General features: G+C 40.8%; 13 protein-coding genes. 10 read left to right on the top strand and 3 right to left on the bottom strand.

The genetic code is table 11. The annotated features are described in order from the left end of the window. Position 1: 1 nt before the first annotated feature. Together DSL64_RS15595 and DSL64_RS15590 are read right to left on the bottom strand one after the other, a co-directional pair. Positions 2-793: a sulfite exporter TauE/SafE family protein gene (locus tag DSL64_RS15595; protein ID WP_115831844.1), complete on the bottom strand. Its 792-nt coding sequence runs from the start codon at positions 791-793 to the stop codon at positions 2-4. A 113-nt stretch (positions 794-906) separates the two neighbouring features. Next, positions 907-2,277: an MATE family efflux transporter gene (locus DSL64_RS15590; RefSeq protein ID WP_115831941.1), complete on the bottom strand. Its 1,371-nt coding sequence runs from the start codon at positions 2,275-2,277 to the stop codon at positions 907-909. A gap of 259 nt (positions 2,278-2,536) precedes the next feature. Between DSL64_RS15590 and DSL64_RS15585 the strand changes: the two genes are divergently transcribed. Both DSL64_RS15585 and DSL64_RS15580 read left to right on the top strand, forming a co-directional pair. Then, positions 2,537-3,094, top strand: a complete 558-nt coding sequence (locus DSL64_RS15585) for a cysteine hydrolase family protein (protein ID WP_199539406.1) — start codon at positions 2,537-2,539, stop codon at positions 3,092-3,094. Between the two features lie 112 nt (positions 3,095-3,206). Then, positions 3,207-4,658 (top strand): MBL fold metallo-hydrolase, encoded by a 1,452-nt coding sequence (locus DSL64_RS15580; protein ID WP_115831843.1) that lies wholly within the window; start codon positions 3,207-3,209, stop codon positions 4,656-4,658. 210 nt (positions 4,659-4,868) lie between these two features. Here the strand turns inward: DSL64_RS15580 and DSL64_RS15575 are convergent, their stop codons facing one another. Then, positions 4,869-5,234: a DUF6876 family protein gene (locus tag DSL64_RS15575; RefSeq protein ID WP_115831939.1), complete on the bottom strand. Its 366-nt coding sequence runs from the start codon at positions 5,232-5,234 to the stop codon at positions 4,869-4,871. A gap of 651 nt (positions 5,235-5,885) precedes the next feature. Here DSL64_RS15575 and DSL64_RS15570 point away from each other — a divergent pair. From DSL64_RS15570 to DSL64_RS15535, 8 genes are all read left to right on the top strand, one after another. Beyond that, positions 5,886-6,983 (top strand): ATP-binding protein, encoded by a 1,098-nt coding sequence (locus DSL64_RS15570; protein ID WP_199539404.1) that lies wholly within the window; start codon positions 5,886-5,888, stop codon positions 6,981-6,983. A 626-nt stretch (positions 6,984-7,609) separates the two neighbouring features. Then, positions 7,610-8,824, top strand: coding sequence for a site-specific integrase (locus tag DSL64_RS15565; protein ID WP_115831842.1), 1,215 nt, complete (start codon positions 7,610-7,612; stop codon positions 8,822-8,824). Between the two features lie 249 nt (positions 8,825-9,073). Then, positions 9,074-9,766, top strand: coding sequence for a hypothetical protein (locus DSL64_RS15560; RefSeq protein ID WP_115831841.1), 693 nt, complete (start codon positions 9,074-9,076; stop codon positions 9,764-9,766). A gap of 281 nt (positions 9,767-10,047) precedes the next feature. Beyond that, positions 10,048-10,581, top strand: coding sequence for a hypothetical protein (locus DSL64_RS15555; protein WP_147300371.1), 534 nt, complete (start codon positions 10,048-10,050; stop codon positions 10,579-10,581). Positions 10,582-11,086: 505 nt separating this feature from the next. Continuing rightward, positions 11,087-12,190 carry a helix-turn-helix domain-containing protein gene (locus DSL64_RS15550; protein ID WP_115831839.1) on the top strand — a complete coding sequence of 368 codons (1,104 nt, stop codon included), beginning with the start codon at positions 11,087-11,089 and terminating at the stop codon, positions 12,188-12,190. Positions 12,191-12,377: 187 nt separating this feature from the next. Continuing rightward, entirely contained in the window at positions 12,378-13,445 is a 1,068-nt protein-coding gene (locus tag DSL64_RS15545; RefSeq protein WP_158547932.1) for a DUF4932 domain-containing protein, read from the top strand. Positions 13,446-13,854: 409 nt separating this feature from the next. Next, positions 13,855-15,273, top strand: a complete 1,419-nt coding sequence (locus DSL64_RS15540) for a carboxylesterase family protein (RefSeq protein ID WP_158547931.1) — start codon at positions 13,855-13,857, stop codon at positions 15,271-15,273. Positions 15,274-15,580: 307 nt separating this feature from the next. Further along, a complete protein-coding gene (locus DSL64_RS15535) occupies positions 15,581-16,534 on the top strand; it encodes a hypothetical protein (RefSeq protein WP_115831836.1) in 954 nt (317 codons plus the stop codon). The last annotated feature ends 18 nt before the right edge of the window (positions 16,535-16,552 follow it).

Genomic DNA, 16,552 nt, shown 5'->3' with positions numbered 1-16,552 from the left:
ATTATTGCGTTAAGAATTCATGGATAATGATGTAAATGCCCATCACAAGGATGAACCAGCCAAATCCCTTTTTAAGCTGATCTGAGTTAACATGTCTACCGATCATCCCGCCAAATACGACGCCGGCGATGGCAATACCTGTGATTTTCAGAAGGAACCTCCAGTCAATTTCAAAATGCCCGATATCCCCCGCAAAGCCAATCAAAGAGTTTAATGCGATGATGAGAAGTGAGGTACCGACAGCCTTTTTCATGGGCATTCTCAAAAGTAAAACAAGCGTAGGGATCAATAAAAAACCACCCCCAGCTCCCAACAGGCCCGTAGTCAGGCCGATACCGATACCAAAGACAAAAAGTTTGACATAATTATTCCCGCTCCCAACCTCCTGTGGTTTCTGAGTATCATCGATCATCATCCCAAAAGAAGCTGCTATCATCAATATTGCAAACAAGATCATTGTCAGGATCGATTCGGTCACCTGGAAATCCCCTATTTTAAAAAGCTGCTTCGGAATCAGCGGGATCAGAAATTTCCTTGTCACAAACACGGTCATTATGGAAGAAGCTCCAAACAGAAGTGCTGTATGTACACTGACTGTACCTTTTTTATAACTGTTAAACGCGCCTATCAGGCTTGTCGAACCGACAATAAACAAGGAATAAGAGGTCGACAAAAGTGGTGAGACCCCAAACATATACACAAGAACGGGGACTGTTAAAATAGAGCCTCCCCCTCCGATCAAACCAAGTGAAATACCAATAAAAACTGACGCCGTGTAAGCTAGAATTTCCATTTTAGAATTTTAATCTCACAAAGCAAACACTTTCATTCCATCAACAAAGTGACTTTTGTCACATAGCTATATTTTCTACTACCAGCAAAAATTCCGCTTTTCAAAATGATAAACTACTTACTAAATGAGACAGCTTTCTCTTTTTTCTGAACTGACATACAAAACATGATTATGGTGAATGTCAGAAACTCCGAGGCTGGAACTGCAAGCCACAGACCGTCAGTACCAAAAAATATTGGTAGAACCAGGAAAGAGGGTATTACAAAAATATAGCTTCGCAAAAACATAAATACCGTTGCAGGCTTGAAGCGTTCCAGACTCTGAAAATATCCAATGAGCACCAAATTCACCAAAAGAAAAATGAAACCAAGCGAATAATATATAAATCCATTTGCAGCTAAATTATGGGCATTTTCACCATTTTTGATAAAAATAGCTACAACCTGGTGTTTAGCGAAGATGCCTGCCAAAGTAACAACAAGACCGAATATCACGGCAATTTTTAACGATATGTGAAACGTGTACCTGATCCTGGACTCATTTCCAAGTCCATAGTTGTAACTGATTATGGGCAATGCAGACTGGGCGACAGCATTGCCAAACATAAAAACAACAGGCATTATATAGCATGCCACACTGAACGCCGCAACGCCATCTTCCTGCAGATGCTTCATAAATAAAGTATTCCCTATAATCATCGTACACGCCATTGCTGTTTCACCAATAAAGGCAGACCCGCCCAGCTTTACAACATAGCCCGTATTTCTGATTGTAAGTCGATATGCTTTTTTTGAAAATTTCAGTTTATATAGATGCAGTGTCTTAGAAAACCATATCATGTAGATTATGACCATAACTGCACCTAACCACTGTGCGATCGAGGTTGCTATGGCAGCTCCCTTAAGCCCCATGTTCAACGGAAAAACAAAAATGTAGATGAGAATAATATTAAGAATAGATGCAATGATGTTTGATGCCATTGCAAAATTAGGTGAGCCGTCAAGTCGTATGATGAACATTCCCACCACGAGTATCATACTTCCTAAAAAGGAGGGAGTTACATAAACTAAATACTCAACCACAGTGGGCATCAGCTTTTGCGAACTGCCGAACCAGGAAGCGATTGTACCAGGAAAAAGAATAACAAGGACGGAAACAAGCAGCATTAACATGATGGAAATGGCTATGGCCTGTGTTACATTGATATTGGCTGCCTTATAGTTGCCGCGTGACAAATGAATGGCTACGACTATCGAAACACCACTGCCGAACATTAACGCCAATCCGGTAGAAATAAGAAAAAGCGGCGAAGCAATGTTGACCGCAGCAAGGGCATCACTGCCGACTCCATGGCCTACGAATATTCCATCGGCAAGGTAGACCGTAGCCCCGGACATCAGGCCCAATAAGGTGGGAATAAAAATGGAAGTATATAGCCTGGATATATCTGTTTTGCCAAAATCTATGGCATCTTTCTGTTTCATGCACTGCTGAATATCGGGCATAAAGCCTGTACTGGTAAACACCCGCAAAATTAGAGGCGGTCAGTAAATACAATACTACCAAGTGCATGGTCAATGCTACCATTTTGATAATTCGTTCGGAAATAATGCAACGTTTTTTGAGCGTTAAACGGCAATGCCCACCACAGAATTTTTAGCAGATTATCAAAATGGTATGTTTCCCGTATAACTTGGTATAATCAGTCATTTCAATGGATGTTAATTTTGCTGAATAACAAATATGATTATGAGCAAACAAGCATTGATTATCATTGACATTCAGAATGAATATTTTGAAAACGGAGGTCTTCCGTTGGTAAATCCTGAAACAGCGAGTCTAAACGCCCGCAAGGTTCTTAACCATTTCAGAGCAAACAATTTCCCCATTGCACACATCCAGCACTTATCATCTGATCCCGAAGCCTTGCCGATTTTCGTAGAGGGAACATCCGGTGTAGAAATTCACGAAAATGTGAAACCACTTGCCGGAGAAAAAATTTTCCAAAAGTATTATCCAAATAGTTTTAGAGAAACCGGGCTTGGGGAGTACTTAAAAGAAAATGACGTAACCGAAGTTATTATTACGGGAATGATGACCCACATGTGCGTGGACGCAACCACAAGAGCAGCATTTGACTTTGGTTATAAATGCACGGTTCTTGGAGATACCTGCGCATCAAGGGATTTGGAAATTAACGGAAAAACCGTGAAAGCGGATGATGTGCACCATGCATTTTTAGCTGCATTAGAATTTTTCTATGCGGAGATAAAAAGTACCGAAGATTTCCTTGCGGCATAAGGACCAATTCCAGTATGACCGTTGCTGGTCAGTAACATACCAAGGTAAATCATAGAAATGCCCCTCCAATCAATAGTATACAGGGCGGACTAAATAAAAAACAACAATAAGAATGGAACGTAGACACTTTATGGCTAAGTTGGCAGGATTAGGAATACTGTCAGGAGTTGATCCTTACAACATGATCAGTCAAACAGCTGCTTCTGACAACTATACAATTGAGCAGTTTGAGGAGAAGGGACTGGCACATTATTCTTATGCGGTTGTAGCGGGTAAAAAGATGATTGTCATTGATCCGCAACGGGACCCGCGGGCTTACTATAACTTTGCAATAAAAAACAATGCTGTCATTGTGGGAATTATTGAAACGCACCCACATGCAGATTTTGTTAGTGCACATCTGGAAATGCAAAAAAAACTCGATGTGCCCATCTACGCTAGCAGCCTGACTAAACCGCAATATAGAGCTACATCCTTTGATGACGGTAAGTTTATACCATTGACGCCTCAAGTCGCTCTCAGATCCATGTATACACCCGGTCATGCACCTGACCACATTTCAGCTGTTCTGGTAGATACAGGCAAAGACATCGCGGTGTTCTGCGGCGACTCGCTGCTTATTGGTGATGTAGGTAGGCCCGACCTTCGCGATTTTTCTAAGGATGTACAGGCGCAACGTGAGCGGCTCGCTGAAATGATGTACGATACCCTTCATCAGAAATTTGCCAAACTCGATGAGAATGTGATAGTCTATCCTGCGCATGGTGCAGGCTCGCTATGTGGAAAATCAATCCGGAAAGCTGCCAGCTCAACAATCGGCTATGAAAAGCAGCATAACTATGCATTTGAAAAAAGGACCAAACAACAGTTTGTAAGTTTACTACTGGCGGACCAGCCCTTTATCCCCAAATACTTCCCTTTTGATGTAAAGCTGAATATGCAAGGTGCACCGGAGCTGGCGACCAGCCTGTCAAGGATTAAGCATTTCACAAAAAACCATCAGCCCAAACCACATGATTTGATAATTGACACCCGCCTGGCGGCTAACTTTAAGGCATCCCATTTACCAAATGCCATAAACATACAAGGTGCCGGGGCTTTTGAAACATGGCTTGGGACACTGGTAGCACCTGATACGGAATTCTATGTAACTGGCACTGATCAGACAAATCTGGAGATGGCTATAAAGAAGTGTGCTGCTATCGGGTATGAAGCCAGAATAAAAGGTGCATTTATTTATGACGCAACCGATGGGGTCAAGTCTGAGCCTTTTGATGCTAATAAATTTAACGCAAGTGATGATTCCTACACGATCTTAGATGTAAGAACAGAAAAAGAAGTAAAACAAAATCCCGCTTTCGGGAACAGCATCCATATCCCTTTGCAAGACCTAAGCGATCGCCTTTCAGAGGTGCCCACCAATAAACCGATCTTGGTACACTGTGCATCTGGTTATCGTTCGGCCGCTGCCAGCAGTATCCTGCAAAAGAGCCTGCCCAAAGCAACTATATATGACCTAGGTGCCGCAATAGGGCAATATTTGAATTCTGGTTCTCAGAAATAAGCTTCGCCTATATTTTCGCAGAAAGTCGAGGTAATAATTATGTAATAAATAACTGAAAGTGTCAATTCCTGAAAGGGAAAAAGCGTGTTAGCAAACCATTACAATCTTTATTCCCATAACATATTTTTGTTTGATAAGATGGCTCGACAACTATGCTTATCATATGAGCCTAATAGTGAAAAGCTGCTCCCTAAGAAGCAGCTTTTCAATTCAGTATTCACTTGGTAGTAAAATCACATTACCTACCACATAGATTTTAATTTCTTCTAACGGAAAGTCGGTGTATCCAATTGGTTTCGTAAATAGTATGCGGTCGTTACCATCATCACAAGTAAGTACAGCAGTAGATCCTTCAAGATCGACTTTAAGATTCCAAACCTGAAATTCCTCATTTTTGATCCGTGGATGATACTGCTGAAATGTAATTTCATCAACAAGCCAGTAAGCTCCAGCTTTTTGAGCAACATATTTAACTCCATCAGTATACAACGTGTTTTTTACGACGGGGTGCCGGTACCATTGCTCAGTTCCTGTAAACCCAGCAAGATCCTCTTTGGTTAATTGTTCAGTGTTCATATTTTTTCCCTTTAATTGCCCTTCCACCGTTGGAGAACGATGCAAACAGGCACTAAGCGGAAGGCTGATTAGGCAACACCAACACGGGAGCGAAGCGAATGGATCGGGCAGTGTGATTGCCGTTCAGACTGCTTGGTGCAACTTGTGTCGTTTCTCTCAGGTGGAAGGGTATATTAGAAGGCGTTTAAAATACTACCTGAATTTTAAATTACCGAATAGAAAAGGTGAAACTGTACCGATTTAAAGTATCGATTAAAAATAAGCCGTGTAGCCGATTTCTTCCATGATTTATAAATCTAAAATGTGTATCGATTTAAACATTAGTTTATTTTGGTACACCCTGTTATCACCGTGTCCATGAAGATTCCAGACTCAAAAAGGCATGACTTGTTGAGCTTATACCAGCATTTCAGCGTAAACACTGGCTTGACACGTTGCTCCAATCTATACCCTCGGTTTGCCTTTCTAAGCTGTCCCACGGCAATCGGTTGGAGACAGACAGTTATCTAGCAGCCTCTTACAGGATAGGTAATGAGATACATTCCAATTATAATAATTAAAATGGATCCAAATCCGGTAATATTATGTAATTTCAGGATTTAAATCCAGGGATATGATTATTAGAACACTTATACTAGCATAGAACAAAGATTGTTTAAGGGGAAAGCTATTCTGCTATTTGGTCCAAGACAATCTGGCAAATCGACCTTAGTGGAGTCGGTGCTCGCCGGAAAAGAGTTCATGTATCTCAATGGAGATGACTCTGATGTCCGTGAAATTCTAACCAGTACGACTGCAGCGAAGTTACGCTTGGTAGTTGGCAATAAAAAGATCCTGTTTATCGATGAAGCTCAGCGTATACCCAACATTGGCCTCACACTCAAATTATTTACAGACCAGATTAAGGACGTACAGGTAATCGCGACAGGATCATCTGCTTTTGAGTTATCAAGTAAGGTAAATGAGCCGCTTACGGGAAGAAAGTATGAGTTTATGCTGTATCCATTGAGTTTTGCCGAAATGGTACAGCAAAATGGGCTGATACAAGAAAAGAGACTCATAGAACACCGCATAATTTATGGAGGTTATCCAGAAATTGTAACTAATACAGGAGAAGAAAGAGAGCTATTGAAACTTCTCGCAAGTAGTTATCTGTATAAAGATCTATTGATGCTGGAGCAAATAAAGAAGCCCATACTACTTGAAAAGCTGCTAAAGGCACTTGCCCTACAGGTAGGGAGCGAGATCAGTTATCAGGAAATCGGTCAGACAATTGGTAGTGATAGTAAGACTGTCGATAAGTATATAGATTTACTTGAAAAGGCCTATGTTGTGTTTCGTCTCCCTGCATTAAACAGAAATGTTCGCAACGAAATCAAAAAAGGCAAGAAAGTTTACTTTTATGACAACGGGATACGGAACGCGATTATCAATAACTTCAAGCCGGTTATATCAAGAACCGATGTTGGCGCTTTGTGGGAGAACTGCATCATTTCTGAACGCCTGAAGTATTTGCAATATAGAGGTCTAGATGCAAACTTCTATTTTTGGCGTACAACCCAACAGCAGGAGATAGACCTTATAGAAGAGCATGGGGACGAGCTATTAGCGTTCGAGTTCAAATGGAGCTCAAAGGAAAGACCACGCTTTCCTCAAACCTTTACAGATAACTATGATTCGAAAACATATATTATCTCTCCAGATAACATGGAAGAATTTTTGTTGCCAGCGAACAATGGTAGCTATTAGCTGATTTAGTATTCATTATCCACTTACTTGGACTCTCTAGAAAATACTATCATAATAAACCAAAAAAATTCCAGAACATTACTGGAATGTACAAAACCAGTATTACTTACGAAAATATAATTTTACTAGTCACAAAATTGTACTTAAAACATTTATTTGTCAAGTTATTTAAACATTTGCTAGCAACGCTTGCGATTGACATAGCAAATTTTTAAGTTAGCAAAAGGATTGATTACTATCTGATAATCAGAAAATTACGAACATATTTAATGGGAATTTTGATGCATGGGAGAATCGTGGGAGGTAAATGAAAATAACGAACTAACAAGTTAATTATCAAACAATTACTAAATTAGTTCGAATCCCTCTCTCTCTGCTCAATAGGCTCACAAAAAGCGCTAAAACCCTGTAAATTAAACATTTACAGGGTTTTTTGTTTCCCGGAAATGACCAAAATATGCATGTTTTCGCATAATGTAGTGAGCACCTCGGTGAGCACTTTCCCCGGAGACAAAAGTGCTCACCAGAAAGCTTGTAACTTTCTGATTAACAACCTGTTCAGAGGATAAACATCTTGATTTTGGAAGGCCCGCAATTGTATTTTTAACCACTAAAAAACAATTGATATGCTTACAAAAAACTTTTCGCTGCTGTTTTACCTCAAAAAACGCAGCAACTATTCCGGTGGAAAATTGCCTATCTACATCCGCATCACCATTGATGGAAGGCGCGTAGAGCTCACCGCACAGCGTGACTGCGAACCAGAGAAATGGAATATTGATGCGGGCCGCAAGAACGGAACCAAGGAAGATGTACGGGCGCTGAACGCATATCTTGATACCCTACAGGCAAAGGTCTACGAGATCCACAGAAGACTCGTCGAAGCAGACGAAGAGATCACTGCTGAGATCATCCGCAACCATCTGAATGGAACAGCAGCCAAATCAAGATTTATTATCGCTTTATTCCTGGAGCACAACGACCGTGTCGCCGGGCTTGTCAATAAAGATTACGCGCCCGGAACACTTTCTCGCTATAAGACCATGTTGGAACATACCAGAGACTTTATCCGCTATAAATACAAGAAGGATGATCTGGATATCTTTAAACTCAATTATGATTTCATTGCAGACTACGAGTATTGGCTAAAAAGCGTGAAGAACATTAGTCATAATACAGCCATGAAATACCTGGCTACTTTCAAAAAGATCGTGATCATCTGTGTGAAGAACGGCTGGCTGCAAAGAGATCCGTTTCACGCCTTCAAAATGAGCAAAAGAGAGGTAGACAGAACAGCGCTCACAGCAGATGAGCTTGCAAGGGTTGTAAAAAAGAAATTCGACAATGAGAGGTTAAGTCAGGTCCGTGATATATTTCTCTTCTGCTGCTACACGGGGCTTGCCTACATAGACGTATACAAATTGAGAAGATCGGAAGTGATAATCGGGATAGACGGTGAAGAGTGGCTTGTGATAAACAGGCAAAAAACAGATTCGCCATCCCGGATTCCGCTATTACCGCAAGCTCTATCCATTTTGAAAAAGTATGAGACACACCCACAGTGTGAGCGCAAAGGACAGCTTTTACCAGTGTTGTCCAATCAGAAAATGAACTCGTACTTGAAAGAAATCGCCGTGCTCTGCAGGATCAACAAAACAATCACATTTCACTTAGCCCGACACACCTTTGCCACAACGGTTACGCTGACCAATGGAGTACCGATGGAGAGTGTATCAAAAATGCTCGGCCACAGAAATCTTAAAACGACCCAGCAATATGCAAAGATCGTGGATGTGAAAGTGAGTGAGGATATGAAGAAGCTTCGTGAGAAATTGAAGTAGCTTAGTTTAGCTTAGTAAACAGCACCGGAGTCCTACTACCGGTGCTGTTTGTGTTTTGGTATGAAAATCAATACGATGCCTCTATGATGCTGCTGATAACAAGGACACCTAACACTATATTTTTCTTATAGTTTGCCAATTGTAACATGTATATAAAAAAATATTATCTTCATACTCATTATCCTCGATTATTCCATAGAAAACTTGGATGATAATTTAATATCTATTAAGACCAATTATTTCCCCAAAATGATAAGAAATAAATGGAGTGTTATGATATACTTGATCACGACGACAATTTTGATGTCGTGCAATAATGAATCAGTAGTAGACATTTATTATAATAAAATATACGTTGACAGCTTGCCGGGAAAAACTTTACTAGAAGTAAAAGTATTCAATAAATCAAATAAAAAACTATTTATTCTAAATACTTCATCGGTAAAAAAAGTGGACTTCAATGTTCCTTGCAATAGTAAATTATTAGGAGAATTTGCAAAAGTAAGTTACCAAATAAATAACAATTGCATGACTCGTGAAGATATGCTACTGTTTTCCTACATTCAAATGAATCCAAATGAAGATGTAAACTCCAACCAATTAAAGAAAAAAATATCAAATACTCCGATATCTGGTGATAACTTAATCACAACATTTTACAACAACATGTACGGATACATACGTGATAAGCCGATGCCCCCTTTTACATTTATCGAATCCAATAGTTCTTCCAACCTATATTTTGTTATAAATGACAATCTGACTAAGCAAGATAAAGGCTTATATGAGATATCTTGGTTTTCACAACAGGAGATAAATAAAATTATTGACCCTGGGAGGGGAAAACCTTCTTTAAAAAACTCCTTACGAGGAAAAAATATAAATGGGTTCCAGTTTTATGAAGGGCCTTTTAATGCACACACATACAACATCGTACTCTAGTTTGACACTGTTTCACTTCTGTCCAATAGGTTCACAAAAACACTAAAGATATGTATATTAAACATTTAAATATTTTCTATTTATAAAAAATGACCAAAAAAAATGCATGTTTTAGCAATATGTAGCAAGCAGTTCGGTGAGCATTATTCCGGCGTAAAACTACATATCTACACTCATAAAATAGATACTCATTAAACACTACATTCAACTATACAGGTTTCAAATCGCCGGTAAAAGTCTTTTTATGGAAGATAGATCGTTAATTAAACTACTAGATGATTATGGAAGATAATGAATTGTTCGATGATCTTTTAAGACAGCATGATCCAAAGCAGCTTGCAGAAAGTCATATTTTCCCTGCTGCCCTAACTGAAAAGGAAAAACAGGAAACCAGTGCATCATTACAGAAAGTGCTCAGGCAAAAAAGAGCTATAATTAGCTCCGAAGATGAACGCACCCTGACTCTGATGCAATTACGTTTTCAGATTGAAGAATATTTGAATGGAGATCATTTTGACTCAGAAAAAACTGTCGGATTTTTCTTGGCAGCATATATCCGGATTTTAGGGAAGAAACAAAAAAGCTTGGCTTCAGAGATTAACACAAGTGCAACAGAGCTAAACCATTACGTCAAGAATTCTCGAAATCTACCCATGGAAATAATGGTTAGATTAGAACTTCACAGCCATGGCATCATACCAGCAGAAGATTGGCTGGGGCTTATTTCAAAAGAGAAATTTTACCAGCTGAAGACCAATCAATCGCTCAGGGAGCAGCAAAGAAAGTTTGTGAGCACCGTGGCTGGGATGGCATAGGTTGAGAATACCTTAAAAACCTATATCATAAGTAATCTACCATCAAATTAATATGAAGATCAAAGGGATTATTTCACTACTTTCGCTTCTAGCAAATATCTACTACCATGGACTATGGCTATTGATGTATCAAAGTTACACCGACCATGAATCTCGCTTAGATGCAGTTTCAGAAATGCTACCTCTACCATTGTCAATTTCTAACATCTCAATATTATTATTGGCATTGTCAGTTGTAAGTATATGGACTATACAAGTACTGAAAATCAAGAACGCAGTCAGGAATAGTTACATATTGTTACAAGTAGTATTTATTAGTTTGTTTATTTGGCAATTGCTGTAATTTGAAAAAACCTTCGCAGATTTAGACATCGGTCTCAACTTTGTCCCAGTATAGCCAATTATGGCTGATTTTTTAATCAAAATTGAAAACTGCTTCGGACACTCTTCGGAGCGTAATACCATTTTAGCTCTCGGAATCCGTATTACTTTAGTTCTATAACAAATGGGTAACTGGAAAGCGGCTTTTTTTCTTTTGGCAACCGGTCAGGGTATGTTGCTGACTTTCGCATTGATCGTCAAAGGATTTTCAAACAAGAGGCCTGCCCTATTTCTTGGAATCATATTGTATGTAATGTCCATGGAACTCTTGAATGCCTGGGGAATGCAGGTGCATTATCACAGTGTACCTGGTGCTTTTGCCTTCTGGATTTTTCAGAGTTACCTTCTGCTGCCTTTGGCTTTATGGTTTTTGATGCAGTTGACAACTTATGATAATTATATATTCGAAAAAAAGAATTGGCTGGTTTTCATTCCTGTCCTGATAGAGATCAGTGTCAACGCATTTTGGCGGTTCTATTGGCGTAACTATAACAGTAACGTGCCATCATTACTCAAAAACCCGGTTTGGTTTTTTCTTACAGAACTATTGCCAATTATCGGAATGGTTGTTGTTTTGTCCGTTTATACACAACGCCTTATAAAGCTCCACTATCGGTTTTCCAGGCAACAAGTCAGATTAGGAGCTAAGGGCCTGTTCAGAATGTACGGACTGCTATTCTTCCTTTCTATTCTCACCGTACTGTGGATTGCGGGTGTAGTGCTGCACCTACCGGTTTTTGCTGGCATTGAATTACTGATCACAGCCTGTCTCTTTACACTCGGATATATTGGTTACGCTGATATTGATTTTTTCCGTCTTCCTCAACTGCCAGGAATCAGTCCTGAGAAAAGCGAGTTTACTATGTATGATGATGCAACAGAAATGCAAAGGCTGAAATCTGCATTTGAAAAAGATAAAGTTTTCACGCAACCTAAGCTTACAGTTGATCAACTCGCCACCGGTTTGAATTTGCCTGTCCGTTATGTGTCGCATCTGATCAATAATTATTGCGAAGCTAATTTTAGCACTTTTGTTAATACCTACCGGGTACAGGAGGTAATCTCCAAATTAGCGGATCCGGGGCAACAGCACAAAACAATTCTTGCTCTGGCTCTAGAGTCTGGCTTCAGCTCAAAGTCAACTTTTAATCAGGTTTTCAAACAGCATACAGGCAAATTGCCGTCAAGCTATCTGCTCACTGCAAACAGTGACAACTTATTGAAATAAGTCCGAAAACAGGAGTCTGGACATCTGCTAGCGTGTACCTTGACGCATTTCGACCAAAAATACCATTGCTTTGTGGTCAAAATATCAGCCACCCTTAAACAGCGATGTCATGTTCCGGTCAGCATGCCTTTACCTACTTGTAATTTGTTGTTCCCCATCGTTTTCCGCCACCTTTTCCCTTGCTCAAATGCAGGAAGATAAGCGTATCCAGGTGCAGGTCAATACCAATGTGGAGCTGCTGGGATTTGTCTATTTTCTGGGCTATGAAGGCCGCCAATCAGAAACCGACCTCAACTATTCCGCAAAAACCAGAGCTCGTTATGCTTATGGACTGGATCTCTACCAGCGCTACAAAAAGTTTGAAAACAGCAAAAACCTTTCACTCGCCATAGGATTTGCCGAGCATATTTGGTTGGACTATTTCATTGCTTTGCTTTTACAGCTCGAAGATTTTCCCAATGCGAAACTCAACGACTCTATTCCCCTGAGCTACTATGTCCGCTTCTCCCCCCAAAAAGATTCTTTGCAAGCCAGAAAAAATGCGGATACATTCATCACTGCGATGAATGAACTTTATCAGGAAGTCGATTTCAGCACCTACCTTCATCAAAGCAAGCCACTTTACCAGAATGCTGTTGTTCAGGTGAATGCTGGCCTTCCCGACAGCCGATTTATTACTCAAATGGAAGCTTTTTATCAAGGTCACTTCGATTCTTATGTGTTGATACCAAGCCTGACAATTCCAGCCAGTATGGGCTTTGGCATTAATTATAATACAAAGCTGAAATCACATGCCGTACATGTGTTTGGCACATTCTCCCCGCCTTCATTCAGAGGAAGCGTAAAACCCGACATGGGTTTTTCCAATAAACAGCATTTACTCGAACTTAGCACACATGAGTTTGGGCATTCTTTTGTGAATCCTGCAGTCAATGCACTTCCGTTAGAGCTTATCAATAAAACAAGGCGATTATACGAACCCATCCGTGAAGCTATGTCCAATCAAGCTTACACCAAATGGGAAAGCTGTTTGTCGGAGCATTTTGTCAGAGCCGGAGAGGTAATTATTGGCAGAAATCTGGGAAACATAGAAGATGCGGAAAGATTAAAGGATCATTATATCAAAGGCAGACAGTTCATTTATTTGCCAATTCTGATCGCTGAGCTTGAAAAATACAATGTTAAAAGGGATGTACCTTACCCACAGGCCGTTTGCAAGGCAATGTTGTCTTTGGATAAGTATGGCTCCAAATAGTGGGCCGCTATTTGGAGAATGTCTCACATCATTAATACAACTTTGGAGATCCCGCGAACCAAAACAATGTGCAATGGGGAAAATCGGCGATACAACCTATCTACAGGCACGTATATCCTTTGCGTGAAAAGCAATATAGGACAAAAACAGGCAATGAATTTGTAAAAAATAATCAGCTAGGTAAACTTCATGTCTGACCTATAGCTGCCATTTAATTCAGCAGTTTTTGTTGCGTCAATATTCTTTGCCAATGTATAAGGAGGTTTGGAAAAATGGCCCCGGTACAATCCTAAAATGCAGTAAAATACCTAAACATTTACCTTAATGGGTAGGTGCTCACGATCTTTGCTCATCAGGTAATGAACGTGAGGTATGCATGCCGCTGGATTTAGCTTTTCCTATGCTTATCATGACAAAAACATTCAATAGTCACGCCATTTTTTTCCTGGGTCTTTCTGTAGGAATGGGCATCTTCCACTGTCTGCTATATCTCACAGTTGGCACGGACCTGCTGACACAGAACTCGTTTGCCAGTTTCTTTTTACTGGCTAATGTAATTTCTTCGTTTACTACTGCATTTATACTACGGTCTTACTATGATCAGCATTTTAAGGCAGCTTTTGTAACGGGTTTAATCGCTTTTTCAACCACCTTGCTGCGCGTAGTGTTGGTTTATTGTATCCTGGTTCCAATCACAAAGGAATTTCAACGCTACTATCCCCTAATTTTGATATTAGACCTTGCTGCCAATCTTCTGGCCGCGGGTAGCCTGGTACTTTCGCGCGCGGGAAAAAATGGATGGCTGAAGACTGCCGGCATATCAAGCTTCTTTATAACCTGCATTGCCCTGGTCCTGCTAATATGGTCGATGCAGGTGCATGGCGGTCGAAGTACACCAGCGATCGAGAGGTGGCAACTGTACCTGTCTTGTATCGCCTGTTTACAGCCGTTGCTTTTTATCGGCTATTTTCGGCAACTTTCTGCAGTCCAGTCAAAGTCCTCAGATTCGCCCCAAGCTTCACGACAAACAACTCTGGTCCTCACAGTCCGTCTACTCGGCCTGGCCATGTTCCTGTTCCTGGGTGTAAGACTGATGGGCGAAGGAATAAGAGCTACCCGTCCGCAGCCGGAGGCTGTCACACAAGCTCGGTTTTTTAAGGCCCGTACATTTAAGGGCAGGCATGGGGACATACTCTCCTACCGGCTGCTGACGCCAGAGGGTTATGATCCCAACCTACGCTATCCACTGGTGGTTAGCCTGCATGGCGGAGCGGGTTATGGGACAGATAATGTCCGGCAACTGGCTGGCTGGGAAATCCAACAACTAACACAACCTGAAAATCGAAAAAAATACCCAGCCTTTATCCTGGCTCCTCAGATCGCCCATGGCACCAGCTGGGGTGGATTGCCACATCTGGTTACCCGCGATACGATTGTTTTTGACTTGCTGCGCGCCCTGAAAGCAGAATTTAGCATTGAACCTGACCGCATCTACGCGATCGGCCATTCGCTGGGCGGCTATGGAACCTGGCACTTCATTGGAACACGTCCGGATCTGTTTGCCGCTGCTGTTCCGTTAAGTGGAGCCGGTGATCCTGCTTTGGCTAAAAACATGGTGGATGTCCCTATCTGGGCATTCCATGGAGCAACAGACAGGAACGTACCCGTTGATGGAGCGCGGGATGTTATCAAAGCTATACAGCAAGCAGGGGGACATCCTCGATACACAGAGTTTGCAGACGTCGGGCACTACCTCAACCCAAGCTTAAATTACACACCCGGAATATTGGATTGGCTGTTTGCTCAGAGACGAGTAAGCCAACCGTAACGGAGCGGGGCGTTCCTGGATCAAGGCAAGCAAGAGGCCTTTTATTCAGAGGGCGTTAATTCGTACTCCAATAGTGCCACAGAAGGATTTCTTTTTGAGTGAACAACTCCTGTACTGTCTCCAACTTAATACAGATTATTAAATTCACTGGCAATTCCCGTATTTATTATATATAACTTTTTATCGTTCTGGTATTCAATTCATTCCCCATTCCCTTCACGATCTTTTACACTTTATCATGCCCTTTTCTGTAACTAGCGGAGACTAATCATGTACGTCCAAAAAACAATTTAATATCTTTGTCTAAATGAACATACTCATTGGCATGATCAGACAACTTATATTTTCTCTTATAACTACAGTTATTCTGTCAGCATGTAAAACGGGGCCAGAACTAAATCTTCCGGAACCACAGATAGAAAACGGATGCCAATTACAGTCTGCTATTTTTGATGTAAAAAACTTGGGCAATGGAACATCGAGTGCAGATACTGTAACTTATAATTATGATGATGCGGCAAGACTTATCAGGATTGAATCCAGGGGAGGATGGCCGGATATTAACTTAGTTTATGGTGGTAATAACCAAATAAGAAGCACCGACTATGCACCAAGATTAATTCATCAGATTGAATATGATGAACGAGGAAATGTTAAAGTTCACATCAGAACCAGATTGGACTACGGGATGGATGATAAAACCTTCATTTATATTCATGAATACGACAAAGACAATCATCTAATCCAGACCGTTTTCTTTTCAGAAGGAAAATATAAATTAAAGAATATTTATAAACCGGATTTCGATGATTTTCTGGCAGCTGGTATGGAACTGTATAATTCTCAATCATCCGAGCTGGAAAAAATAAGGGTCATGCTCGAACTGGAGAATATTAGCCGCATTACATATGATGTTGATACGACTTCTAAAAAGATGACTTTTTCTATGAACTCGGAAACAGTTATAGATGGGAAAACGCTTGACCGTAAAGAGGAGATCCGATCAATCCATCAGTTTGACGGCAAAAAGTCTCCGAAAAGTAGCAGAAACTGGAGAAATTACACAATGATCAGGGAGGGAATGGATTTCTCTGAACTTGGTAACCTCACTAAACGTACCAATACCACCAGAAATTTCTGGAATGGCTACGGTGATTATGCTGCGAGCTACGAGTATAACGATGCTGGCTACCCGATAAAAAGCAAGTCGGTGAGTTCCGGATCTGAGACAAACACTACCTGGATGTATAAGTGTGAATGAAATTTTACCCCAGCCGCG

The organism is Dyadobacter luteus, assembly GCF_003383615.1.
GTDB lineage: Bacteria > Bacteroidota > Bacteroidia > Cytophagales > Spirosomataceae > Dyadobacter > Dyadobacter luteus.
This window is presented reverse-complemented; position numbering and strand designations above follow the sequence as displayed.